The 23,319-nt window shown below is 33.4% G+C and carries 21 protein-coding genes; 11 read left to right on the forward strand and 10 right to left on the reverse strand.

The genetic code is table 11. The features are described 5' to 3' along the window. From V6624_RS14765 to V6624_RS14785, 5 genes are all read left to right on the forward strand, one after another. A complete protein-coding gene (locus V6624_RS14765) occupies nucleotides 1-1,980 on the forward strand; it encodes a TonB-dependent receptor (RefSeq protein ID WP_338839100.1) in 1,980 nt (659 codons plus the stop codon). 194 nt (nucleotides 1,981-2,174) lie between these two features. After that, nucleotides 2,175-2,543: a hypothetical protein gene (locus V6624_RS14770; RefSeq protein ID WP_338839102.1), complete on the forward strand. Its 369-nt coding sequence runs from the start codon at nucleotides 2,175-2,177 to the stop codon at nucleotides 2,541-2,543. Between the two features lie 55 nt (nucleotides 2,544-2,598). Continuing rightward, a complete protein-coding gene (locus V6624_RS14775; protein WP_338839103.1) occupies nucleotides 2,599-3,465 on the forward strand; it encodes an MbnP family protein in 867 nt (288 codons plus the stop codon). A gap of 60 nt (nucleotides 3,466-3,525) precedes the next feature. Continuing rightward, entirely contained in the window at nucleotides 3,526-4,542 is a 1,017-nt protein-coding gene (locus V6624_RS14780) for a cytochrome-c peroxidase (RefSeq protein ID WP_111290662.1), read from the forward strand. Between the two features lie 172 nt (nucleotides 4,543-4,714). Then, a complete protein-coding gene (locus tag V6624_RS14785) occupies nucleotides 4,715-4,963 on the forward strand; it encodes a hypothetical protein (protein WP_338839105.1) in 249 nt (82 codons plus the stop codon). 35 nt (nucleotides 4,964-4,998) lie between these two features. Here the strand turns inward: V6624_RS14785 and V6624_RS14790 are convergent, their stop codons facing one another. The 5 genes from V6624_RS14790 to V6624_RS14810 all read right to left on the reverse strand — a co-directional run bounded on the left by V6624_RS14790 (nucleotide 4,999) and on the right by V6624_RS14810 (nucleotide 8,985). Beyond that, nucleotides 4,999-5,202, reverse strand: a complete 204-nt coding sequence (locus V6624_RS14790; protein ID WP_111290666.1) for a hypothetical protein — start codon at nucleotides 5,200-5,202, stop codon at nucleotides 4,999-5,001. A 155-nt stretch (nucleotides 5,203-5,357) separates the two neighbouring features. Further along, nucleotides 5,358-6,785 (reverse strand): NAD(P)/FAD-dependent oxidoreductase, encoded by a 1,428-nt coding sequence (locus tag V6624_RS14795; RefSeq protein ID WP_338839106.1) that lies wholly within the window; start codon nucleotides 6,783-6,785, stop codon nucleotides 5,358-5,360. Nucleotides 6,786-6,936: 151 nt separating this feature from the next. Beyond that, nucleotides 6,937-7,788: an alpha/beta hydrolase gene (locus V6624_RS14800; protein ID WP_338839108.1), complete on the reverse strand. Its 852-nt coding sequence runs from the start codon at nucleotides 7,786-7,788 to the stop codon at nucleotides 6,937-6,939. A gap of 45 nt (nucleotides 7,789-7,833) precedes the next feature. Then, on the reverse strand, nucleotides 7,834-8,364 hold the full coding sequence (locus V6624_RS14805; protein WP_338839109.1) for a hypothetical protein: 531 nt from the start codon (nucleotides 8,362-8,364) through the stop codon (nucleotides 7,834-7,836). Nucleotides 8,365-8,367: 3 nt separating this feature from the next. Then, the gene (locus V6624_RS14810) at nucleotides 8,368-8,985 is read right to left on the reverse strand and encodes a cysteine hydrolase family protein (RefSeq protein ID WP_111290674.1); all 618 of its coding nucleotides are present in this window, start codon (nucleotides 8,983-8,985) and stop codon (nucleotides 8,368-8,370) included. Between the two features lie 243 nt (nucleotides 8,986-9,228). Here V6624_RS14810 and V6624_RS14815 point away from each other — a divergent pair, with 243 nt between their 5' ends. The 6 genes from V6624_RS14815 to V6624_RS14840 all read left to right on the forward strand — a co-directional run bounded on the left by V6624_RS14815 (nucleotide 9,229) and on the right by V6624_RS14840 (nucleotide 17,298). Next, nucleotides 9,229-9,429, forward strand: a complete 201-nt coding sequence (locus V6624_RS14815; RefSeq protein ID WP_338839110.1) for a hypothetical protein — start codon at nucleotides 9,229-9,231, stop codon at nucleotides 9,427-9,429. 179 nt (nucleotides 9,430-9,608) lie between these two features. After that, nucleotides 9,609-10,244 carry a hypothetical protein gene (locus V6624_RS14820; protein ID WP_111290678.1) on the forward strand — a complete coding sequence of 212 codons (636 nt, stop codon included), beginning with the start codon at nucleotides 9,609-9,611 and terminating at the stop codon, nucleotides 10,242-10,244. Between the two features lie 183 nt (nucleotides 10,245-10,427). Then, nucleotides 10,428-10,871, forward strand: coding sequence for a hypothetical protein (locus tag V6624_RS14825; protein ID WP_111290680.1), 444 nt, complete (start codon nucleotides 10,428-10,430; stop codon nucleotides 10,869-10,871). Nucleotides 10,872-11,592: 721 nt separating this feature from the next. Beyond that, nucleotides 11,593-14,781, forward strand: coding sequence for a SusC/RagA family TonB-linked outer membrane protein (locus V6624_RS14830; protein WP_338839112.1), 3,189 nt, complete (start codon nucleotides 11,593-11,595; stop codon nucleotides 14,779-14,781). A 12-nt stretch (nucleotides 14,782-14,793) separates the two neighbouring features. Further along, on the forward strand, nucleotides 14,794-16,218 hold the full coding sequence (locus tag V6624_RS14835) for a SusD/RagB family nutrient-binding outer membrane lipoprotein (protein ID WP_338839113.1): 1,425 nt from the start codon (nucleotides 14,794-14,796) through the stop codon (nucleotides 16,216-16,218). 147 nt (nucleotides 16,219-16,365) lie between these two features. After that, complete coding sequence (locus V6624_RS14840; RefSeq protein WP_111290687.1) at nucleotides 16,366-17,298, forward strand: NAD-dependent epimerase/dehydratase family protein; 933 nt, start codon at nucleotides 16,366-16,368, stop codon at nucleotides 17,296-17,298. 89 nt (nucleotides 17,299-17,387) lie between these two features. Here V6624_RS14840 and V6624_RS14845 read toward each other — a convergent pair whose 3' ends face one another. The 5 genes from V6624_RS14845 to V6624_RS14865 form a co-directional block, all read right to left on the reverse strand. Beyond that, nucleotides 17,388-18,158 (reverse strand): alpha/beta hydrolase, encoded by a 771-nt coding sequence (locus V6624_RS14845; RefSeq protein ID WP_111290689.1) that lies wholly within the window; start codon nucleotides 18,156-18,158, stop codon nucleotides 17,388-17,390. Nucleotides 18,159-18,165: 7 nt separating this feature from the next. Continuing rightward, the gene (locus V6624_RS14850; RefSeq protein WP_111290691.1) at nucleotides 18,166-18,705 is read right to left on the reverse strand and encodes a hydrolase; all 540 of its coding nucleotides are present in this window, start codon (nucleotides 18,703-18,705) and stop codon (nucleotides 18,166-18,168) included. Nucleotides 18,706-18,801: 96 nt separating this feature from the next. Continuing rightward, nucleotides 18,802-19,839, reverse strand: coding sequence for an alpha/beta hydrolase (locus V6624_RS14855; RefSeq protein ID WP_338839115.1), 1,038 nt, complete (start codon nucleotides 19,837-19,839; stop codon nucleotides 18,802-18,804). 25 nt (nucleotides 19,840-19,864) lie between these two features. Further along, a complete protein-coding gene (locus tag V6624_RS14860) occupies nucleotides 19,865-20,608 on the reverse strand; it encodes a hypothetical protein (RefSeq protein WP_111290693.1) in 744 nt (247 codons plus the stop codon). A gap of 179 nt (nucleotides 20,609-20,787) precedes the next feature. After that, nucleotides 20,788-23,238, reverse strand: coding sequence for a sensor histidine kinase (locus V6624_RS14865; RefSeq protein ID WP_338839117.1), 2,451 nt, complete (start codon nucleotides 23,236-23,238; stop codon nucleotides 20,788-20,790). Nucleotides 23,239-23,319: the final 81 nt, after the last annotated feature.

The following is a 23,319-nucleotide window of genomic DNA, read 5'->3' on the forward strand; positions in this document are numbered from 1 at the left end:
ATGAAATATATTATAATGCTGCTTTTTTTGGGAATGTCTGTAATGGCTCAAAATCCGCATGCACATCACGACAGCATCAAAAACTTAGAAGAAGTTACAGTAAAAAACGCAACCAAAAAGAAAATTGAAACAGAAATGAAAATGGCTGTTTCTGTTGATGAATTTCTATCATCTTCTGATAATATTAGTTTTATAAAACGTGGCGCTTATGCTTGGGAACCTTTATTAAATAATATGAGTACAGAACGTTCGACGGTTACAATTGACGGAATGCACGTTTTTGGCGCTTGTACAGATAAAATGGATCCAATTACGTCTTATGTTGAAAGTAATAATCTAGCAGCAATTGATATTAAATCGGGGCAAGAAGGAAGTCTTCATGGCGCGACCGTTGCGGGAAGTATTGATTTGCGAAGAAAAAGCACGCCGTTTGGTCTTCAGAAAAAATGGAATGGCGCATATCAAACAGGTTTTGAATTCAATAATAAACAGTTTTTCAACTTAGGAAATATTTCTTATTCGGGAACTAAATTTGTTGCCGATGGAAGCATTTCGTATCGAACAGCAGATAATTATCATGACGGAAATAACGATGAAGTAAAGCATTCGCAATACAATAAATTCAATACTTCGCTTGGTTTAGCTTATAAAACCAGTGATTTATCATCAGTTAGATTAGATGCTATTTTTGATATGGCAAAAGATGTTGGTTTCCCTGCATTACCTATGGATTTGTGGCTTTCGAGAGCGCTAATTACTTCGGCTTCCTATAAACAATTGTTTGAAGAAGGTTTGGTTAGAGTTGTCGATACTAAAATTTATTTCAATGCAATTGAACATTATATGGACGACACGACTCGTCCAGAAAATTTAGTTCACATGGATATGCCGGGCTGGAGTACAACTTACGGATTGGTTTCCAAAGCGAATCTGAAAAGAAATAATTATTCATCTGAAATTCAATTAAATGCTTACGATAATTTGTCTATCGCAGAAATGCGTATGTATCCGCAAGATCGTAGCGAAAGAACCATGTTTGCGTACAGCTGGCCTTGGGTTACGACTCGTTTTGCTGGACTTTCTATGAATAATTCTTGGGATCTTTCAGATAAAAGTCAGTTGAATTTGGGAGGTTCTTTGGGAGTGAATTATAATTATTCTAAATATGTAGAATTCAACTGGATTTTTCATCCTGGCGCGCCTCAGGAAAAAACGAGATTTTTACCAAGTATCAATGCTGGCTATAACTTAAATATTGATCATTTTAATTTTTCTGTTGGAACTGGTTATGGCCATAGAGCGCCTTCTGTTTCTGAGGGTTACGGTTATTACATTTATAATAGTTTTGATCGTTACGATTACATTGGAGATCCAAATCTTAAAAATGAAATTTCGTATGAAGGAAATGCAAGTGCAGGTTTTAAAAACGAAAAATTTAGCATTCAAGGAAAAATAAACTATTTCTACATTCAGAATTATATTATTGGTAGAATCTTAAGTATGGGAAGTCCGATGAATTATCAATCGGTTGGTGTAAAAGGTTATACTTCATTAGATTATGCTACGCTTTTAAATATGTCGGCGAATGTGAGTTACGATATTTTAGAACATTTGCATTGGAAAGGAACGCTAACTTATGCACGTGGAATGGATGATAAAGGAGGAAACCTGCCTTTTATTCGTCCGTTGAGTTATTTGACTTCACTTCATTATATGTATAAGAATTTTGGAATCCAGACTTCTGTAAATGGTGATTTTGAACAGATTAATTATAGTCCAGAATATGGTGAAGATCTAACAGGAGCTTATACCATTTGGAATATTTCTGCTGATTATTCTTTTAAAATCAATAAAGTAAGAAGTACAATTCAAGTTGGAGCAGAGAATTTATTAAATGAATATTACAGCACTTATGCAGACTGGGGAAATATTCCAAGAATGGGACGTAATATTTTCACGTCTTTAAAATTGAATTTCTAATCTAAAATTCATAAAAATTAAATTTAAACACGTAGAAACATAGTTTTCTTGATGTTGAAAAGAAAAAAGAAAGAAACTAGTTTCTAACACATAGTTCTATGATTATTATTAGAAGTGAAACGCCTTTTATAAATTCCTAAAAGCTATGTTTCTATGTGTTAAAAATAATTATGCCAATTAGGTAAAGAAAAAAAATGAAAAAAGTTTTTAGTATCGCGATGACTATTTTGTTCTTGCTGGTTTCTTTCCAGCAGGCGCTTATCGTTGTGCACTTTAAACTGAATCAGAATGCCATAGAAAAAGAATTTTGTGAAAATAAAGCCAAGCCAGAACTGCAATGCCATGGTAAATGTCATTTAAAGAAAGAATTGCAGGAGAATGAAAAAAACTCTGATTTGGAATTAAGAAGTATTGGTAAAAAGATTGATATGGCTTTAATTTCAAATATCGAATTTGCTGTTTTTATTTCGAAAGAGATTAACTCTAATAGAGCCTCAATTTATAAAGAATCAGGTTTATTAGAACCATGTCTTGAAATTTTTGTACCGCCGCCTATTTTATAATTATTCCTTGTCAATTAATTAAAATAGAATACAATACAAAAATTAAAATCATATAATGGAAACTATAAAAAAATACCTTTTATTATCAGCAGTTGCTTTGGCATTTGTATCATGTTCAGACAGTGATGATAATCCAGCAGCAAACAATGTAACGTTAGAATTCAATAATACATTTAAGAACACTACAATTGTTTTAGGAGATGCGACTTCAGCTTCTGCTACTACAAATACTTCAGCAGCTGGACAAGTTCATCATTTTTCTGAAGTAAAATATGTAATCAGTAATATCCGTCTTATTAAAGATGATGGAACTGAAGTGCCTTATAATGTAAATGACTTAGATAAAGGTGCAACTGTAATTGATCAGGCAAAAGCAGAATCTTTAAGTTATGTTTTGAGCAATGTGCCATCTGCAACTTACAAGCAGATTAAATTTGGTTTAGGTATCAAAACAGAACAAAACACTTTAGATCAAGTAAGATTTCCTAAGTTTTATGCAGCAGCAGGCGCTAATGATACGGCTATGATGTGGGAATGGGGAACAGGATACCGTTTTACAAAAGTAGAAGGTTTCTATGATACTGATAATAAAGCAATGTCTATTCATACAGGAAGCACTGTTGAAGGAACTGAAGGCGCTTATACTCAAGGTGTAAATGCTTATAGAGATATCACTTTAAATCTTACTACAAATGCAGTTGTTGGAAGTAAAGCTCCAAAAATCAAAATTAAAGCAGATTTTGATAAACTTTTGAGCGGAGCAACTAACACCATTACGCTATCAACTGGAACTGGAATGAGCGATAATGCTACTCCAAATGTTCATACTGCGGCGCAAATGGTAAAATTTGTTGATAATCTAGGCGGAAACGGATCTAGCGATATTACAGGAATGTTTTCTGTGACGAGTGTAGAAAACTAAAAATATATTTAAGAGCCGTCTGAATTTAAAAAGACGGCTCTATTTTAAAATTCATTTAGAATGAAAAAAATAGCTGGTTTCATATTCATTGCATTGTTATTCATTTCATGTAATAACGATTCTGAAATGATTTCTTACGATAATCCTGAACTTTCTTTAAATATTCCTGCCGATTTTCCGGAACTGAATACGTATGTGAGTTTAAATAAACCTACTAAATATGGTGTTGAGCTGGGTGAAAAGCTTTTTACTGAAAAAAGATTTAGTGCAGACAATACTATTTCTTGTTCAAGCTGTCATATTCAGGCGAATGCATTCGCAGATCATAACCCGCAAGCTATTGGAATTGAAGGAAGAGTTGGTCTTCGAAATGCGCCATCACTTCAAAATTTAATGTTTTTAAAGTTTTTTAATTGGGATGGAAGCAAACTGCAGTTAGAAACGCAACCTTTAGTTCCTATTATTACGCACGAAGAAATGGATTCTTCAATTTTGGAAGTTATTGAAAAAATCAAAGATGATGCGTCTTATAAAGATTTGTTTAAAAAGACATTTGGAGATGAGGAAATTACGCCAGACAGAATTTATAAAAGTATTGCACAATTTGAATATACCTTAATTTCGGCCAATAGCAAATATGATAAAGTAAAACGTAAAGAAGGACCATCTTTTACAGAAAGTGAAGCGGCCGGTTATGCAACGTTTCAGCAAAAATGCGCAAGTTGTCATGGCACAGAATTGTTTACGGATCAAAGTTTTAGAAATATCGGTTTTCCTTTAAATACAAATACCAATGAAGCGGGTAGAGGAAGAGTTACTGGAATTGCTGCTGATTTTATGAGTTTCCGAGTTCCGACTTTAAGAAATATTGAATATACAGCTCCGTATGGAAGTTTTGGTCAGTTTGCGACGCTAAAATCTGTTTTGGATTATTTTGATAGTGGCGTCCTGAAAGCAGAGAATTTGGATCCTATTTTTAAGAATAATGGTAACAGAATTCCGCTTACAGAGCAGGAAAAAGAGAACCTGATTGCATTTATGAAAACCTTGAGCGATCAGCAATTTATAGGAAATTAATTTGGAAAGGCTTGATTTTTCTAGCTTTTCCGATTCTTTTTCTAAAGGTAAAAATGTTTATAAAGTGTTGATAAATAATGCGTTGTGAGTAGTGTTAAAATCTGATTTCGATAGATTAAATGTTTTAAATTTATAATTATATGATAGTTAACTATTTAAAAAATATTTGAATATGGAAAGAGCTATAAAACTACAGGTTCGCAAAGAACTAGACGGAAAGCAAGAAGTAAATATTATTAAACTGAAAGGGAGTTTAATTACAAAAGGCTATACAGAAATTATCCATATTAGTGACAAGGATGATGAATTTTACATCAACTCGTTTGCAACTAGAAATGAAGCACGTAATGAAGTAAAAGAATTTATTCTGGATTTTATAAACAAAGAAAATTTAAGCAATACAATTAGTGTTCTAGCATAATTGTAGAATTGTAGTGCTTAAAATTGCAGTGAAGCTTAAACTGCAGTTGTAAAACTTATATTTTGATCCAGAAAAAGATGCTGATCTTTTGCAATATCCTCTGGTTTTTCGTCCCAATCTCCCCAATCTCCGACATAAGTTTTACGAAAAATTAATTCATCATTATCTTCGTTACAAGCCATAGTTCGGTTTGTAAAAGTTTCATGGAATTCGCTGAAATTTATATCTATATTTTTCATGGCGTGATCATTTTAATGATTTGAGGCTACAAATCTAAAAAAAGAGCAGCCTTACTTTGTTATATTTTAAGATCCAAATGTTATTTAATTCACACTTATGTTGTTGAAATTGAGTTTTATAAAAAAAAATGCTAAATAAAAATAGGTTTAGCATTTTACTTCTGAATTGTCTGTTTTTTATTCAAACATCTTCCTCGAGGTTCATCACCTTCTTGAAGTATGATTTCGGAATGCAGAAACTGAACAGCATCTGCAGAGCCTTTTACTTTTACAGCACTGCGTTCTATCATTTCTTCTTCAAATTCATTTAAAACGCTTTCTCTCAATCCAATTTGTCTCCATTTTGATCGAGTATTACAGCCTTTAGAAATTTTTCTAGCCAATTTTAAAGCATCGAGCAATGCTTGATTGGCACCTTGACCTTTAAAAGGACTCATCGGGTGTGCCGCATCTCCAATCAAAGTAATGTTTTTATTTTTTGCCAGTAAGTTCAAACTTAATAATTCACGGTCGTAAACTGGATATCCAGAAATTAAGTTTTCGTCTGTAGCACTTAAAATCTGCGGAATTGGATTGTGCCATTGTGTTCTTCGGCAAGCTTCTTCTTTTAGAGCTTTTGGTCCTTTTGAACTTAATTCTTTAGCTTCTTCTTCAGACATTGGAAAGCTTAACTGCCACATTACAGAATCTGAAGTATAAGGCATTATGTAAATTCGTTCGTTTCCATTAGCAGTTTGAAAAACTGTTGCAGAATCTAAAAGCGAACTATCATGACCTTCTAAAGCACTTAAAGGACAAATTCCTAATATAACAATACAATCTAAATAACGCAAAGGCGTTTGGTCTTCACCAATTATTAGCTTTCGAACAGCACTTCGAATGCCATCAGCACCTACAACAAGATCGGCTTTTGAAGTTTTTGTTTCTCCATTTACCTGAAAAGTTAATTCTGCACCTTCTTCAGTTTCTTCAAGATTTATAAGCTGATGTCCCCATTGTATTGTATTATTTCCGCCAAGTTGTTCAAGAAGAGCTAAGCGAAGAGATTGCCGCGCAATATGTATGTTGGTACGTTTTGCTAGTGTTTTATTTTCAGACTCCAACCATTTTCTAGTTCCCCATTCACCCAATATTTTTCCTTCGGTGTTATGAACTATATGTTTTGTTGAAATTACGCCGTCTAAAGATGTAATTCCTAATCCTTTCATGGCTTTGCTTGCTTGCTGTAAAGTAAGTCCGTAGCCTTGAGATCTGGCTTCGAAATGGTTATCGCGTTCATAAATCGTAAATGGAATTCCGCGGTGTAAACAAGCAACAGCTAAAGCGACACCACCAATGCCGGCACCAATAATGGCAACATGCGGTTTAGTGAGATCGGGTTCAAGAAATTTTTCAGATTGCATTAATCCAGACCCAGAACAATTTGTGCACAAATGCAGATGCGCCTTAGGACGTATCGGAGCTGTATTGCTTTGTTTATTCTCATATAAAGCCAATTCCGTCTTATAGCGACGTTGCGCTTTTTTACTGAGTCCGCGATTTATTTTGCCCTGTCCCTGGCATTCATGGCATATAGTCCACATATTTTGCTGTATAACTTTCTTTATAGAATAGAGGTTGCAAAGTTACGTCAACTATAGCATTTAAACTACTGATTTTCAAAGCTAAAGCATATTTTGTGATAAAATTATAAGTTTTTGAAAGTCAATAATTTATGTTTTATTTATTTGATTTTTAATTCGATTCTATGAAATTGTCAATATAACGAGTAACCATTTCAGGATATTGATGATGCGGACCATGTCCTGTTTGAGCAATCGTGATGAGAGTTGCTGTAGGGAGTTTTTGGTTAAGTTCGAACCAGTTTTCTGGAGGAAAACAAACTTCATGATTAGCAGAAATAATTAATATTGGAATATTTATCTGCATTAATTTTTCTCTTGCATTATATGGATCATTCCAATAATCATCGTGCGATTTGCCGTAATATTCCCAAAGTTCAGGTTTTACTTTTTGGTCTTTATTTTCTCTTTTATTTATTCTCTTGTGGCTTTCTGCGGCTGCATTTCGGCTCGCTTCAGACGCAGGTTCAAAAAATAATATGGTTTCATGTTCTAGGGTATATTCTGGAATATAAGCTGTTTTAATGAAAATTTCTTCTAGAGGATGATTTACTTTTCCGGGAGGTTTGGTTCCAATTAAGATTGTATGGGTAATTCGGTTTGAGAATTCTGTTGTAGCTACTTGTGCCGCCCACCCGCCTAATGACCATCCGCCCAATATAAATTTGTCAATTTTTAAAGCATCGGCTAAGTCAATGGCATCTTTTCCAAAACCTAAAATAGTTTCATGTGGCGTTCCAGTAGAAGTAGCTAATCCTTTGTAGTTAAAAATGATAACTTGGTATTTTTGTGCTAATGCATCTAAAAAAGCAGGATCCCAATCGTCTAGATTACCACGAAATCTGTTACAGAGAATAATTGGCAATCCTTTGCCAATTGATCTATAAGCTATTTTATAATCTTGAATTGAAGCAAATTTAGTTTCAGATTGATCTGCCTTCACCAAAGTATTTTCTTTTTCCATTGTACTAAAATTAAAGTTTTATAATTGTTTCTGATTCCGTTTGCCTTAGTTCCAAATACCAGACAAAGCTTTTTTCTGAATGTTTTTGGCAAACAAAGGCGTTTCTTCTTTATTATGTGCTTCCAAATTATCTTTCATACCAATACGGATGGTCTCTAAATCTGAAACGCCAGCTGCTGCAAGCAGTTGAATAAAATGTTCTGTAAGCGAAATCACGACATGATTGGAAAGTTCGCAAGAAGAATCGGATAGTTTCTTAACTTTCAATTCCCACTTAATAATCAAAGTGGTGTGACCAAGAGGAGATAGAGAATCAGAAACTGAATTAACAGCGCAATGTTCTCTTTTGGAAATATCTTCTATATAATGTTGGATTAGCATATTTCCAGCAATCTGCTCTACATTTATAGACATTCTTAGACCATCTTCTGTTAATGAATTTCCAGCAGCGATATGAGAAGAAGAACATTCTTGGTATTCCTGATCTTTTAATGTAAAAAGCCATTCAGTCAAATTAATAGTTTCCAAAGGCGCATTAATTATATCTGTTGCAGTACTTTCTGTAAAAGAATCCATAATTTAAGAATTGATATTATTTATGAATTCGTCTGTAGAAGAAAGAACATGCCCATAATTCGGAAAATTAGTTTCGACTGTAGCTTTGATTTCTTCCCAATTAAAAGCGCCTATTCCATCTTTAATTAATGTGACATGATAACCTAGTTCGACACCAAATCTTGCTGTAGAATCGATACAAGTATTGGCTCTCATACCCGCAAGAACTATTTGGTCAATATCATGCTGGCGCAAAAGAAAATCTAAATCGGTATTAGCAAATCCGCTCGCAGTCCAATGATTTTGTGCAATAAGATCGCCTTCTTGCATAATAAGATCAGGATGAAATTCTGCACCCCAAGAACCTTTTTCAAAAAGAGTAATATTTTTACTTCCTAAATGCGACGGAGCCATAAACTTCCAGTTTATATAATCTCTTATTTGTGTATGGCGATGCGGTGCATAAATAATTTGAATTTTCTTTTCTCTTGCAGCAGTTAATAGCTTTTTGATGTTAGCAACCACTTTATTTCCTTCAACTGTTTCTTTTGTTACAGGATATAATTTTCCTCCTTCAGAAAGAAAATCATTAAATGGATCAATAATGACGATTGCGGTTTTTTGAAGTTGATATAAGCTCATGATTTTAATTTTTAAGTTAAGTTGTTGTATGCTAATAATATGCCAATAAGCTTTTGTACTATATTGATTGCTATTTGGCAAGTATTGAAAACCAGAAAGTTGCGATATTTAACGAATTTTCGAAATACAGTAAATTAGCGAGATAGAGAAGGGCAGTTTTATTTTATAATTTTCGAAAATGATTATGTAAGTCTGCAGAAAGGATTTGGACTAATTTTATAAAACATTTAAAAACTTAAAATTATGGAATCAAAGAATCAAACTCAGAACAACCCTAATTCCAATCAGAATGTGGGAGATCATCGAAGCGATACTAGAAAACATCAATATAAAGATCATGACGAAGTTTTAACAAATGATGAAAACTACGATGCAGACACTAAAAAGTTCAAAGGAAAAGAACCCGATTTCGATGATCAATTAAATAATGAAGAAAAAAAATAAAACCGAAACGTCTCAAGTTAATTTTTGAGGCGTTTTTTATTTGCTTTTTCTCGTCAAAAACCACTTTTTTTATGAGATGAAAGCGAAGAAGTAAAAAATATGATTGGATTTTTATAGATTTGTAAAAATCTAATACAGTTTCTCAAATAATAATTGAGTAATAATATATAATACAAGGCATGAAATCGGTTACCTCATTTTTTTTACTTTTATTGTTTGTCTATTCCAATTCTTACTCACAGCTGAGTTCAGATAAAATATTTGAAAGTTTTAAACAAGGAGAACGCACAAACTGTTCATCAATTGCTTTCATTAAAGCTTCTTTAAATGTATACGGATTAGATAATCTTTTTGAAAGCGAGAAATTAAACAATGATTCTTATAAGATTAAGCTAAAAAATGATGCAACCTTTAATTTGGATAGCACTGAAATTGTTAAGGCCAGAAAATCAGCAGGTTTTGTTTATATTAAAGATAATTGCGACAGTGAAAGAATTAGAGATTATGCCGTGTTGACTTATGCTGTAATGGCAAAATACATGCAGATTATCGATAAGGAACCAACTTTTGAGAAAGCTTTAGAAGAATTGGAAGAAGGCACCGTATATACTCCAACAATCTATAAATACTTAGGATTCAAATTAGGCAAGCAAATTCAAAAATTAAAAAGACAATCTGGAAGTGAATATTGTGGCGTTGTAGCATGGTCAAAAGCTCATGCCGTTTTTGTTTGCGAAGATTTTATGGATTATTATGGAAACAAAAAAAGCATTTGGATCAAATATCCTGGACGTTTTAGAATAATTAAATCTTAAGGAAAGATCAAATAAAAGCTTGCAAAGCCCTGAAAACACTTATTTATTGGGCATTCGCTGTACTATTTTACTTATTCAGATTAAGAGATTATCATATTTTTAGGAAAAACAAACTATAAAAGTTGCAATTTAAGTTAATTTATATATTTTTGTTTTTATTCAAGAACCAAATCTATATAACAAATGAAGAGTAAGATTTTTTTATTAAGTGTCCTTTTCTTCTTGACGACTGCTGCTGTTTCTGCACAGGCAAAAAATGCACCAAGAAGTATTATTAGTACAACAGCGTTAATCCGTAAATACCATGATCAAAAAGAATTAAGTGGTATGCAAAAAGGAGAGCTTTTAGAATTGTACATTGAGCGTATTAAGGTTTTAGTAAAAACACTTCCTTATATTGCTTTGGTTACTAAACCTGGTGTTACAATGGCAGATTTAGGTATTCCTGATACTAGTGAAAACAAAAAGTTTTTAGATGGACAAGCAGAGGGTACAACAATTTTCTTAGATACTACAGTAGATTTCCAAAGAAAAATGATGCCTTATTCAGATAAAGGAAATCTTATCGCTGCAATTTTATTCTACGAAAACACTTTGAAATCTTTACACGAATTCAACGATTTATAAGAATCTCAAACATAAAAATTACAAACTCCAAAGTCTTAGACTTTGGAGTTTTTTTTTTGAAATAAACTTTCGAGACTATTCTCAAATCATTTCAAACAAAATTCATACACTTCTTTCCGTTGTGCATTCTTTTGTACAATTCTTTTAAAAAGGCTAAAATCGCTTCTAAACTTTACGGTTTTAGTATAATTCTTATAAAATAGTTAAAATTACTTCAAAAGCTAACTTTCTTGTTTTTAATGCTTTAAATGGATAGAATTAATTTGCTTAACATTTTTTTTGCAAAAAATTCAATTAAAATTTGGGAACTAAAATTTTTAATATACTTTTGTTCTATCAAATTAGTAGAGTTTAAAAGAATAAGTTAAAAGCCAGAGATTAAAGACCATATTCCATTTTCATTTTTGAACAAGCGAGAACCACAAAGGCAGTTTAAGTCTTACGAGTTACCACGGTTAAAATTCCTCTCTTTTTAATTCATTGTAAATTTTAATAAATACAATCCTGTATAGGGTTGAAATATTGTATAGGCCAATTTAAATAGTAGTAATCTAAAATCAGTGAAAATGAAAAAACGAATGTGTTGCAGATAAAAAAAAGAAAAACCATCTCTGCGGGAACAGAAATGGTGAAGCTTAAAGAAATTATTATCTCTAAAAGGGAAGCTAGAATGTACTAACCGGTTCTTGGCTTACCTAATTTATTAAACTAAAACAAAGTAATGAAAAAAAAATTAGAAAGATATGCTTGGCTATGTATTTTGTTGATTTCCATAGGAGTTAAATCACAAGAGACTAAGCCGTTAATCCAGTCTAAACTGGAAGGAACAGTAGTCGATGCTGTTACAAAAGAGCCTATTATTGGAGCTTCTATAAACATTAAAGGAACAACACATGGAGTTGTAACAGATACTGACGGAAATTTTTATTTCCAGACAGGCCAAAAATTCCCTTATACACTTATTGTTAGTTATTTGGGATATAAAAAAGAAGAAGTTGTAGTCAATAAAAATGCAATCGTAATCGAGCTTACTGAAGAACAGAATGCATTATCTGAAGTAGTTGTAACTGCTCTTGGAATTTCAAAAGAAAAGAAATCTTTAGGATATACGACTCAGGCAGTTAAAGGAAAAGAGTTGGCTGAAACAAAAGAAACTAACTTTTTAAACAGCCTTTCTGGTAAAGTAGCTGGTGTACGTATTACGAATTCACAAGGTGACATGGGATCGTCACGTATTATTATTCGTGGGGAAACGTCTATTGCAGGAAACAACCAGCCACTGTTCGTAGTTGATGGTGTTCCAGTGGATAATTCACAATTAAATTTTGGTGGTGCAACTCGTGATTTTAGAAACGCAATTGCCGATTTAAATCCGCAGGATATTGAAACATTAACAGTTTTAAAAGGTCCTAACGCCGCAGCTCTTTACGGATCTCGCGCTGCGCATGGTGTGGTTTTGATTACTACAAAATCAGGTAGAAATCAAAAAGGATTTGGAGTAACTTTCAATACAGGTATCACGATTTCTCAAGTAGCAACTTTACCTTCTTTTCAAAATTCATTTGGACAAGGATCAAACGGAAAATTCAGCTACGTAGATGGTAAAGGAGGCGGAGTTAATGATGGAGTTGATGAAAGCTGGGGACCTAAATTGGACGGACGTCTTATTCCTCAATTTTATTCAAATGGAGAAGCTGTTCCTTTTGTAGCTCATCCTAATAATGTAAGAGACTTTTTTAATAATGGTATTACTTACGATAATAGTATTTCTGTTGCTAAAGCTGATGAAAAATCAGATTTCCGTTTAGGAGCTAATAATCAGAAACAGCTTGGAACAGTGCCTAACAGTGAAATAAACAAAACAAACTTCTCTGTTAATGCTAATTACAAAATCTCTGAAAACGTAAAAGTAGGAGTAACAGGAAATTATATTGTTACCAATGCTCCAGCTTTACCTGGAGGACCATCAGGAGGTCGTGCTGCGGGTGTTATGTTGCAGTTTCTTTGGTTCGGACGTCAGGTAGATGTGAATCAGCTTAATAAAGATTGGAACACAAATTGGAACAACAGCTACTACAGTAATCCATACTGGAATGCATATTACAATACAACTAGTCAACAGCGTAATCGTTTTATTGGAGATGTCCATTTAGAAGCGAAGCTTGCAGACGGACTTAATTTTAGATTCCGTACAGGAGTTGATTACTATAACGACCGTAGAAAATACACCATTAAATACGGTACAAACGGAACGCCTTATGGTTCTTATGCCGAAGATGCTTACACTGTAAATGAGCAAAATACAGAAGGTATTTTCCAATATACAAAAAAGCTTAATGATGATTTTAGTTTAGATGCACTTGCCGGATTTAATATCCGTAACCATAGCGACGCAAACAATTATCAAAAAGCGCCACGTTTGGCTGTACCAGATTTATATACATTAACGAATTCGAGAGATCTTTTAACGTCTTCAAATTCATTGTCTAGATTAAGAGTTTACAGCGCTTATGCTTCGGCTCAGCTAGGGTTTAGAAACTATGCTTTCTTAAACGTTACGGCTCGTAATGACTGGTCATCAACATTACCAAGCAGTAACCGTTCTTACTTTTATCCATCGATTAATGGTAGTGTAGTTTTAACAGACGCATTAAATATTAAGAGTAGTACTTTAGATTTCTTAAAAGTTCGCGGTGGATGGTCTGAAGTAGGTAACGATGCAGATCCATATCAATTGTCTACGGTTTACAATTTCCAAACGGCATTTGACGGAAATCCAATTCAAACTTCTTCACAAAGAAAACTTAATGAAAATTTGAAACCAGAAACAACACGTTCTACTGAAGTAGGTCTTGAAGCTTCTTTCTGGAAAAACAGACTTCATTTTGATGTTGCTTATTATAACACAAATAGTTTCGATCAGATTTTGGAGATAAAAACTACAGCATCAAGCGGTTATAATTCACAGTTAATCAATGCAGGTAAAATTAATAACCAAGGTATAGAGGTTCAATTGGATGGAAATCCTATTCAAACTGAGAACTTCAAATGGAATGTGGCTTTAAATTATTCAAAAAATAAGAGTAAAGTAGAAATTTTGGATTATGCGGGAGATATTAAAAATTACACAATTGGTACTTCTGGAGGTGTAGATGTATTAGCATCTGTAGGACAAGCTTATGGAGCACTTTATGGAACTGCGTATGAGCGTGATGCAAGTGGAAATATTGTAGTGGGAGCGAATGGTCTTCCTAAAGCAGATCCAACAAAAAGAGTTTTAGGACATTATACTCCAGATTATTTGGCAGGTATTACAAATACTTTGACTTATAAAAATCTTGAATTATCATTCTTAGTTGATGCTAGTGTAGGAGGGGAACTTTTCTCAGGAACAAACAGAACAGGAAATTATACAGGGGTTTTAGCTCAAACTATGACAGGTCGTGATGCAGAACATGGAGGATTAAGCTACTATTACCCAGGAGATAATACTGCTAATCCGAAAACTTTGGTAGTAGGCGGAGCTGCTCCAAGCGGTGTAACAGTTTATGATGATGGAATGATCTTTAATGGTGTTTATGCAGATGGAACTGCAAATAATAAAGTGATTAGTGCACAGGAATATTACAAAGCATCATACAATATTAGTGAAGCTTATATCTATAGTTCAACTTTTGTGAAAATGAGAGAGATAAAACTTAGTTACAACTTTGATAAGAAACTAGTTAAAAAACTAGGTCTGGAAGGAGCAAGTATTACTGCTGCAGGACGTAACCTATTCTTTATTTACAAAGAGGTTCCAAATATTGATCCTGAAACCGCTTTTAATACAGGAAATGCACAAGGATTGGAAAGTTTGGCATTGCCAACAACAAGAAATTTCAGTCTTAATCTTAATGTTAAATTTTAAAAACTCGGAATCATGCTAAAAAAACTATCATATACAATACTGTTTGCATTGACACTGAGCTCTTGCAGTGATACTTTGGACGATATTAATAAAAATCCAAATGCAACTGAAACTCCATTGGCACCGTACTTATTGACGGGAACGTTAAAACAAGGTGCAGATTTGTACTGGGGAGATGTAAATAACTTTAATTCATCATTATTGTTTGTTCAGCATTGGGCTAAAATCCAATATACAGAACCAGATCGATATGATGTATCTAATACCTCTTTCACAACATTGTGGAATACAGGCTATGCAACTTTAATCACCGATTTGAATACAATTTTGAACTTTCCAGATGCACAGGCAAATTCAAATTATAAAGGTATCGCATTGACTTTACGTTCTTGGACATTTTTATTGTTAACCGATGCTTACGGAAGCATTCCGTACAAAGAAGCAGGTTTAAAAGTAACGCCAGCATATAATACTCAAAAAGAAGTTTATACAGGATTACTTGAAGATTTGAAACAAGCTCAATCTTTGCTTAACGCAACAAATGGTTCTGTTACTGGAGATTTGGTTTATAAAGGAGATATATCGAAATGGAAAAAATTTGTGAATTCGCTTCGTTTGAGAATCGCATTAAGAATTTCTGATAAAGAACCTACATTAGCTAAACAAGCTGCAATTGACGCAACAAGCGATGCAGCTGGAGTAATTAGCAGCGAAAGCGAAACATTTAAGTTTACTTATACTAGTTCGCCTCAGCAAAACCCAGCTTCGGCATGGTTTGAAACTCGTGATGATTTCCGTATTTCAAAAACTATGGTTGATAAATTATATGAATTGTCAGATCCGCGTTTGCCAGTTTTTGCACAATTGCCATCAGATGCAAGTGTAGGGAAATATGTTGGAGGTGCTAACGGATTATCAAATAGTGATGCTAACAGCCAAGGTTTTGCTAAAACATCAAAACCTGGAACTTATTTCTTGACTTCGGCATCACCAGCTGTAATTGCTTCTTATTCAGAAACATTATTTAATCTTGCTGAAGCTGCAGCGCGCGGATATATTTCTGGAGATGCAGAACAGTATTATAAAAATGCAATTACGGCATCGTTCAATCAATTTGGAATTACCAATGCAACTGCTATTTCAGATTATCTGAATCAGACAAGCGTGAAATATGATTCATCAAATTACGCTAAATCGATTGGTACACAAAAATGGATTGCCTTCTTCGGGCAAGGTTTAGATGCTTTTACAGAATGGAGAAGACTTGATTATCCAGTATTAACAGCTGGTCCTGCGACAGTTTTGGACGGACAGATTCCTTCACGTTTCTTCTATCCAGGTACAGAACAATCGTTGAATGGAGTAAGCTACCAAGCTGCAGTGGCAGATCAAGGAAAAGATTTATTGACAACAAAACTTTGGTTTGATGTGAAATAAGAAAAAATCTTAACAATCACTAATTTTAATAGAAGCCGTACCAACTTGGTACGGCTTTTTTTATTAAGAGAACATTATAATTTAATTTTAGAATGTATTGCAAATTTTCTATAATTTAGACAGAATGTCAAATAAAATAAAAATAAGATGCAGACTATATTAGGGGCTAATGGACAGATAGGAGAAGAATTGGCAAGAGAACTGAAAAGAAATTATACTTCAGATATAAGAATTGTAAGCCGTAAAGCACAAAAAATAAACGATACAGATACTGTTTTTTCGGCAGATTTGACCAATAAAGAAAAAGCAATAGAAGCGGTGAAAGGAAGTGAAATTGCCTATTTTACTTTAGGACTTCCTATGGACTCTGATTTATGGGAAAAACAATTTCTGCTGATAACAAGAAATGTTATTGAAGCCTGTAAAATCAACAAAACCAAACTTGTATTTTTTGATAATACGTATATGTATCCGCAAGACAGCAGAGTTCTTACAGAGGAAACCGCTTTTGAACCCGTGGGAAGAAAGGGAAAAATCAGGAAAGAAATGGCTGAAATGGTTTTAAATGAAATAAAATCAGGACAATTGGAAGCTGTAATATGTCGCGCACCAGAATTTTATGGTCCCGCTAAAACACAGAGTATTACCAATACTTTAATTTTTAATGCAATAAAAGGAAATAAAAAATTAAAAGTGCCTTTGAGCGATGCTAAAAAGCGAAGCCTGATCTGGACACCAGATGCAAGTCGTGCCACAGCATTAATAGGGAATACTCCAGATGCTTTTGGACAAACGTGGCATTTGCCTGTCGATGAAAGCCATCTTAATTATAAAGAATTCATAATGTTGGCTTCTGAAATATATGGCAGAGATTTAAAATATAAGGTTATGCCAAAGTTTGTATTTACAATAGGAGCACTTTTCAATAAACAAGCAAAAGAACTGCAAGAGCTTCTTCCAAGATATGAGCACGCCAACGTTTTTGATGATTCAAAATTTAGAAAGCATTTTCCAGATTTTGTTGTTACAAGCTATAGAAATGGAATTGAAGAAATAAAAAGAGAACAATATTCTTCATGAAACGATTATTTTGAAAGAAAAATAAAAAATGCTAAATCTTTTAGGTTTAGCATTTTTATATATTCTTTAAGTTCTAAAATATACAATTTCTATAGTGCTTCATACCAATTTATAATATAATCGGCGACACTTTCCCAGCCAGGTTCTCCACAGATAAAATGGCTTTTTCCATCAAATATTTTGAGATCTACACGACCAGCATTTTCTTTATATCTGCTTGCAATTGTTTGTGTTAAACTAGGCGGAAAGATATGATCACTTCCGCCGCCAATAAAGAGAATAGGTTCATGTGGTTTTTTGAAATTAATATTTGAATACGAATTTAAAACCAATTCGCGACTCACTTTATAACTTTCAGGCACTGCGAATTTCTCAAATGCTTTCTTTTTTTCATTTTCCGTTATAGTATTAAAAAAAGCATAATCGTACCATTCTCGGCTTCCCATAAAATATTTTTTAGAAGAAAAGAAACCAAAAGCAGGTATTACTGTTTTTAAAGTTTGAAATGGCGGAAAAACATTCTTTGGTGGTGCTCCATCAATATTGGCACCAGCCACTGCTTTTCCTAGTTCTATTAGTTTCAATACTGCCATACCAGCCATTGAATGTCCTATTATTAAAGGCTTTTCAGGCAAAGTATCTATCAATTTACTAATATTAGTAACAACATCTATAAATCCAGTTTTAGTGAGATCTGGATGAACTTTTGCTCTTAATTCAGTAGGATTTCCTTCATGCCCTGGATTTGCTGGTGCGTAAACTGTATATCCTTTTTGTTCATAGTACTGTTTCCATTCCGTCCAAGTTTTGTCGTTAACAAAATTTCCATGAATAAGTACAATAGTTTTTGATTTTGACATGATTTTTTTATTTGATTAATGTTAGAATTTCTTTGAAGAATTCTCTTCGAGAGTCTTTAACAAGCTCATAAAGACACATTTCAATATTGGTTAATGATGCTCCTTTACTTTCCAGTTTTTTCAAAGCCATTTCAATACTTTCTTGAGATCTAGAAGAAACACAATCTGCTACAATTTCTACTTCAAAATTGTTTGATAATAATCCCATCGCCGTTTGATAAACGCAAATATGAGCTTCTATACCGCAAACCAACCATTGTTTTCTTCCAGAATCGATAATTGCCTGTTTGAAAACGTCATTATCAAAAGCATTAAAAGTATATTTTTCAATTGGTTTTTGATGATGCAATAATTTTTCCAATTCAGGTATCGTAGAACCAAGTCCTTTTGGGTTTTGTTCTGCCCAAATTATCGGAATAGAAAGTATTTGACAGCCTCGAATAAGTTTTTCTAGGTTTGATGTAAGCTTTTCATTGTTGTGCACAATTCTAGCCAGTTTTCCTTGAACATCAATTAACAGCAATCCAGTGTTTTCTTTCACAAGCATAACTCTTTGATTATTTAAGAAATTAAATTTACAAATTTTATGTATGTAAAATATTTAAATACAGATTGTTATGTGTTTTTTTTATCTAAAAAACTCTTATTTCAGATATTTTTTTAGCTCTGTGGCAGCCTGAAGAAATAAAGCTTTAGTTTGCGGAATCTCAGCAAGACCATTTAATAAGCCAAAATCATGGATTACGTCGTTGTAACGAACTGTTGTAACTACAACTCCAGCATCACTTAATTTACGTCCGTAAGCCTCGCCCTCGTCTCTTAAAATGTCATTTTCAGCTACTTGAATTAAAGTTGGAGGCAGACCTTTCAACTGATCAAGACTCGCTTGCAATGGCGATGCATAAATTTCTTTTCTCTTAGAAGGCTCAACATACTGATCCCACATCCATTGCATTAGAGAAGAAGTTAAAAAACGCTGTTTTCCATAAAGTTTATAAGATTCTGTTTCAAAATTGGCATCTGCAACTGGCCAGAAAAGAATTTGTACTTTATACAGCGGAGTTCCTTTTTCTTTTGCCATTAACGCGCTCGCTGTAGCAAGATTTCCGCCAGCGCTATTGCCAACAATTCCTAATTTGCTTCCGTCAACATTGATGTCATTTCCATGCGCTGCAATCCATTTTGCGACGGCATAAACCTCATTTACAGGTTGCGGATATTTATGTTCTGGAGAAAGCGAATAATTGACAAAAACACCAGCATAACCTGTTAGAACACTCAAATCTCTAACCATTCTTTTGTGAGTTGGATAGTCGCCCAAAACCCAGCCGCCGCCGTGAATGAACATAAAAACAGGCAATTTTCCTTTTGCCCCAGCAGGACGAACAATATTTAATTTGATTTTGTAACCGTCTGCAGTGATTTCTTTTTCAGATTCTTCGATTCCAGATAAATCAACTTTGAAAGCATTTTGAGCGCCAACCAATACATTTCGTGCATCGGCAACAGGAAGTGATTCTAAAGGTGCTCCTCCAGAATTTAAAGGTTTTAAAAATGCTTTAACTGCAGGAGTTAAATGCGGATCTGACGCATAATCTACTTGGGCATTGCTTTTTGTTGTCATAGTTGTTAGAATTATATAAGGAATAAATATCATTTTTAAGATGCTTGATTTTTTCATAATGTTTAAACTTTAGATTTACTTTTTATTTTACAGAATAAGGTAATGAAAGGTTTCCGCTGGCAACAGTGTAGACTTTGTATACTCCAAGCATTGGTTTTGAACCTTCGGAATCATGAGAACCGCCAGCACCTGTGCTGACTTCCATATAACAGCTGACCGCATCAAATTTGAAATTGGTTTTGTTGTTGATTCTAAAATTGGGAACAATTACTTTTATGGAATTTCCTTTTGCTACAATATTAAAGCCTGGACTATCCATATACATTGCCATTCCAGGGTTTGTTGGAGGCAGCACCACATTTGGATCTCCTTTTGTAAATTCTTTAACCGAAAGTCCTCCAGCAATGCGTTTGTCTTCAACTAATAAAACCCAGTGTGCGTGCCAGACTAATCCATCATTTAGATAATTTCCGTCCAGATTTTCATCCCAAAGCGGAGTGTCTTCAAAATCAGGATGGGAGGTAAGAGCAAGTGCTACAATTCCTTCGGCTTGACCGAAACCAATATCTGAAGATTTTAATGTAGTCGGGAAAACATAAGCTAAAACTGGAGCGCCATTTAGCTGGCCAACTGGTTTAGGCATTGTTTTTCCTGCAGTTCCTTCTACTTTAATATCCCAAACAGTAAGACCTAAATCTGCTTTATGGGTAATTGTAGCCGATTTTATTTTAAAATCACTGTTATTGTAAGTACTGCATTTATCGCAGGCTTTTGCACTGCTAAAATTTAGAAATAGAATGATTATTAGCAATATTAATCTTTTCATAATAAATGGTTTTAAGGGTTAATTTCCCCAGAAAACCAATTTATATGCCATGCCAATAAAATGCCTGTAAATAGGAGGTTTTAGCACTTTTTATAAGATTAAAAAATGCTATATTTCGTTAAACAAATTTAGATTAGTGAGATTTCGCTATAAGAGAAATTAAAGTTTAATTAGTCAAATTATCTTCTTTTTTCATTAATTGGGAATTCTTTTAAAAACTCAATTTTAAGAACCGTTCCGTTATTATTTTCCATAGAAAAAACCGCGTCCAAATCGTCGCTTAAGCCTTTTATCAAACTCAAACCAAAAGAATTGATTTTTGTAAAGCTCATATTCGCATCAAAACCAACTCCATTATCTGCAATTGTAAGCAGGTATTTGTCTTCGGAAGTAGCTTCGAGCGTGACATAAATCATTCCGGTTTGACTATCTGGAAAAGCGTATTTAATTGAGTTTGTAATGGATTCATTTAAAATAAGTCCCAACGGAACTGCCTGCGCAACATCTAATTCCAGCGGATCAATTTTTAGTTCAAAACGAACGCGCTGTCCTAGCGAAAAAGATTCTCTAAGATATTCGACCAATTCTCTGATATAATTGGGCATATTTATCGTCGAAATATTCTCTGAATTATACAATTTCTGGTGAATCAAAGACATGGAATGAATACGATGCTGGCTGTTTTTAATTGCTGACAATGCCATATCATTTTCCAAATAGGCCGATTGCGAATTAAGCAGACTAATTACAGTTTGAAGATTGTTTTTTACACGATGATGAATTTCTTTTAAAAGCCATTCTTTTTCATCCAACAAATGTCTAAGATTAATGTTTTTTAGATTGATTTCTTTTTCTTTAAGCGCTAATTCGGCGTTGCTTTTTTGCTTCAGACGATATCGGTTGTACAGCAAAACGACAGTAAGAAGCAATAAAACCAAACTCCAAATAGAAAGCGTATTTAATAATTTGGATTTTTTTAATGCCGCTTCCTGCAGATTCGTTTCTTTATCTAATTGCTTGATTTTTTGTTCTTTATTTTCCGTTTCATACTGAATTTTAAGTTCTTCAATTTGTTTGTTTTTCGAATAATCTAAAAGAGAATCACTCATTTTTTTATACAATTTATGATGCACTAAAGCCGCTTTAAAATCACCATTTAGCGAATCTATTTTGTATAAAGACATTTGTAATGCTTCTGAATTGTAGTTCTTGCTGTATTTCTTTGAAATAGCTTCAATTTTATCAACATATAATTTTGTTTTCTGAAGATTGTTTCGATTTCCATAAAACAAAGCAATAGACGCATAAGTATTGCAAACATCTCTATAAGTTTGTGGTGAATTTAAACGATCTGCTGCTTCTCCAGACTTTATAAAATACTTTTCGGCAGTGCCATAATTTTTAATTCGCCAATAGCAATTTGCGTAGGCAAAATTCATCAGCATATTGTCAATGTCATTTGGAGGCGGATAATTGTTCGTAATAGAATTCATGTATTCAATCGCCTCTTTGTTTTTTCCTTTCATAGAGAGTGATGCAGTGGCTGTGATGAAGCTTTTATACCAGCTACCACTGCTATAAACATTTTGTCCGTACTTAATACTTTTCTCAGACATTTTTATGGCTTCATCGTTATGTCCCATCTGCAAATACACTAACCCGAGACGCATATAAAAAATGTCTGCAAAAGTGTAATCTTTTGTAGATTCCATTGTTTCTACGCTTTTTTGAGCATAATATAAAGCGGCTTTCATGTTATATTGAACACTTTCTATATAGGCAATTGTCGTTTCTCCGTATTGCTGTTGCTTAAAGCCAATTTTTCGCATTGCAGCAATATTTTGATACAGGATTTTCTTAGCATCATTAATTTTTCCGTGCCAGAAATAAATCGTACAGAGTTTTATTTTTGTTTCAATTACTTTTTCTTCAAAACCTAAAGCTTTATACAAAGTTTCGGCTTCTTTTAAGATTTTTTCTTTTTCAGGATCTAAATCGTATTGATAGGTTGCCTGATTAAGCAATGCATCTGCTAGAACCACTTTATCATTTTGCTTTCGGCATTCGTTTACAACTTGCAAAAAGCATTTTTTGCTTTCAGGATAATTATTAACTTGAAAATAGAACTTTCCTTGCAGCATTAAACTCTGATGCTGCCATTTTTGGATTTTTAACTGATTACTGATTTTTAGTGCTTCAGTTATATAAAAATTAGCATTTTTTAAATCATCTGGTTTTGTAAAAGGCAGGAACAAATAATGATTTCCCAATTGTAAAGCCAGTTTTATTTTGTCTACGTTTTTTGATTTTAAAAAAAGTTTTTTGGCAGCGTCAATATTTCCTTTTCCAATTAAATCATTTCCAATTAAATCATTTCCAATTAAATAAGAACCGTCATTAAAACCTTCGTCATAAGCTAAAGAAACAGGGAGTTTGTAGGCTTTGCACGTTAAAACTACAGAACTGTCAGCATCGATTGATCCTTGATTAGAATTGTATAAATAAATAGAACAAGTCTGTATTAATAAACGCTTCTTTTTTAAGTCATAATTTGCTGTTGCAGGATGGTTTTGCGCGTCAGAATTAATTGCAATAAAAAACAGCAGACAAAACGAGTAAAGTAGCTTCATGATTTATTAAAATTAAATTTTAGTAAGTTTTTGATTAACAAATATAAACAGAAACAATTTCTGATTTTTTAAAAAATAATA

It is taken from the genome of Flavobacterium ginsenosidimutans (assembly GCF_037478105.1).
Classification (GTDB): Bacteria; Bacteroidota; Bacteroidia; order Flavobacteriales; family Flavobacteriaceae; genus Flavobacterium; species Flavobacterium ginsenosidimutans.

Bases quoted from the DNA above. Each gene is read 5' to 3' on its own strand.
- V6624_RS14765 (WP_338839100.1), top strand. From the start codon at position 1: ATGAAATATATTATAATGCTGCTTTTTTTGGGAATGTCTGTAATGGCT.
- V6624_RS14770 (WP_338839102.1), top strand. From the start codon at position 2,175: ATGAAAAAAGTTTTTAGTATCGCGATGACTATTTTGTTCTTGCTGGTT.
- V6624_RS14775 (WP_338839103.1), top strand. From the start codon at position 2,599: ATGGAAACTATAAAAAAATACCTTTTATTATCAGCAGTTGCTTTGGCA.
- V6624_RS14780 (WP_111290662.1), top strand. From the start codon at position 3,526: ATGAAAAAAATAGCTGGTTTCATATTCATTGCATTGTTATTCATTTCA.
- V6624_RS14785 (WP_338839105.1), top strand. From the start codon at position 4,715: ATGGAAAGAGCTATAAAACTACAGGTTCGCAAAGAACTAGACGGAAAG.
- V6624_RS14790 (WP_111290666.1), bottom strand. From the start codon at position 5,202: ATGAAAAATATAGATATAAATTTCAGCGAATTCCATGAAACTTTTACA.
- V6624_RS14795 (WP_338839106.1), bottom strand. From the start codon at position 6,785: ATGTGGACTATATGCCATGAATGCCAGGGACAGGGCAAAATAAATCGC.
- V6624_RS14800 (WP_338839108.1), bottom strand. From the start codon at position 7,788: ATGGAAAAAGAAAATACTTTGGTGAAGGCAGATCAATCTGAAACTAAA.
- V6624_RS14805 (WP_338839109.1), bottom strand. From the start codon at position 8,364: ATGGATTCTTTTACAGAAAGTACTGCAACAGATATAATTAATGCGCCT.
- V6624_RS14810 (WP_111290674.1), bottom strand. From the start codon at position 8,985: ATGAGCTTATATCAACTTCAAAAAACCGCAATCGTCATTATTGATCCA.
- V6624_RS14815 (WP_338839110.1), top strand. From the start codon at position 9,229: ATGGAATCAAAGAATCAAACTCAGAACAACCCTAATTCCAATCAGAAT.
- V6624_RS14820 (WP_111290678.1), top strand. From the start codon at position 9,609: ATGAAATCGGTTACCTCATTTTTTTTACTTTTATTGTTTGTCTATTCC.
- V6624_RS14825 (WP_111290680.1), top strand. From the start codon at position 10,428: ATGAAGAGTAAGATTTTTTTATTAAGTGTCCTTTTCTTCTTGACGACT.
- V6624_RS14830 (WP_338839112.1), top strand. From the start codon at position 11,593: ATGAAAAAAAAATTAGAAAGATATGCTTGGCTATGTATTTTGTTGATT.
- V6624_RS14835 (WP_338839113.1), top strand. From the start codon at position 14,794: ATGCTAAAAAAACTATCATATACAATACTGTTTGCATTGACACTGAGC.
- V6624_RS14840 (WP_111290687.1), top strand. From the start codon at position 16,366: ATGCAGACTATATTAGGGGCTAATGGACAGATAGGAGAAGAATTGGCA.
- V6624_RS14845 (WP_111290689.1), bottom strand. From the start codon at position 18,158: ATGTCAAAATCAAAAACTATTGTACTTATTCATGGAAATTTTGTTAAC.
- V6624_RS14850 (WP_111290691.1), bottom strand. From the start codon at position 18,705: ATGCTTGTGAAAGAAAACACTGGATTGCTGTTAATTGATGTTCAAGGA.
- V6624_RS14855 (WP_338839115.1), bottom strand. From the start codon at position 19,839: ATGAAAAAATCAAGCATCTTAAAAATGATATTTATTCCTTATATAATT.
- V6624_RS14860 (WP_111290693.1), bottom strand. From the start codon at position 20,608: ATGAAAAGATTAATATTGCTAATAATCATTCTATTTCTAAATTTTAGC.
- V6624_RS14865 (WP_338839117.1), bottom strand. From the start codon at position 23,238: ATGAAGCTACTTTACTCGTTTTGTCTGCTGTTTTTTATTGCAATTAAT.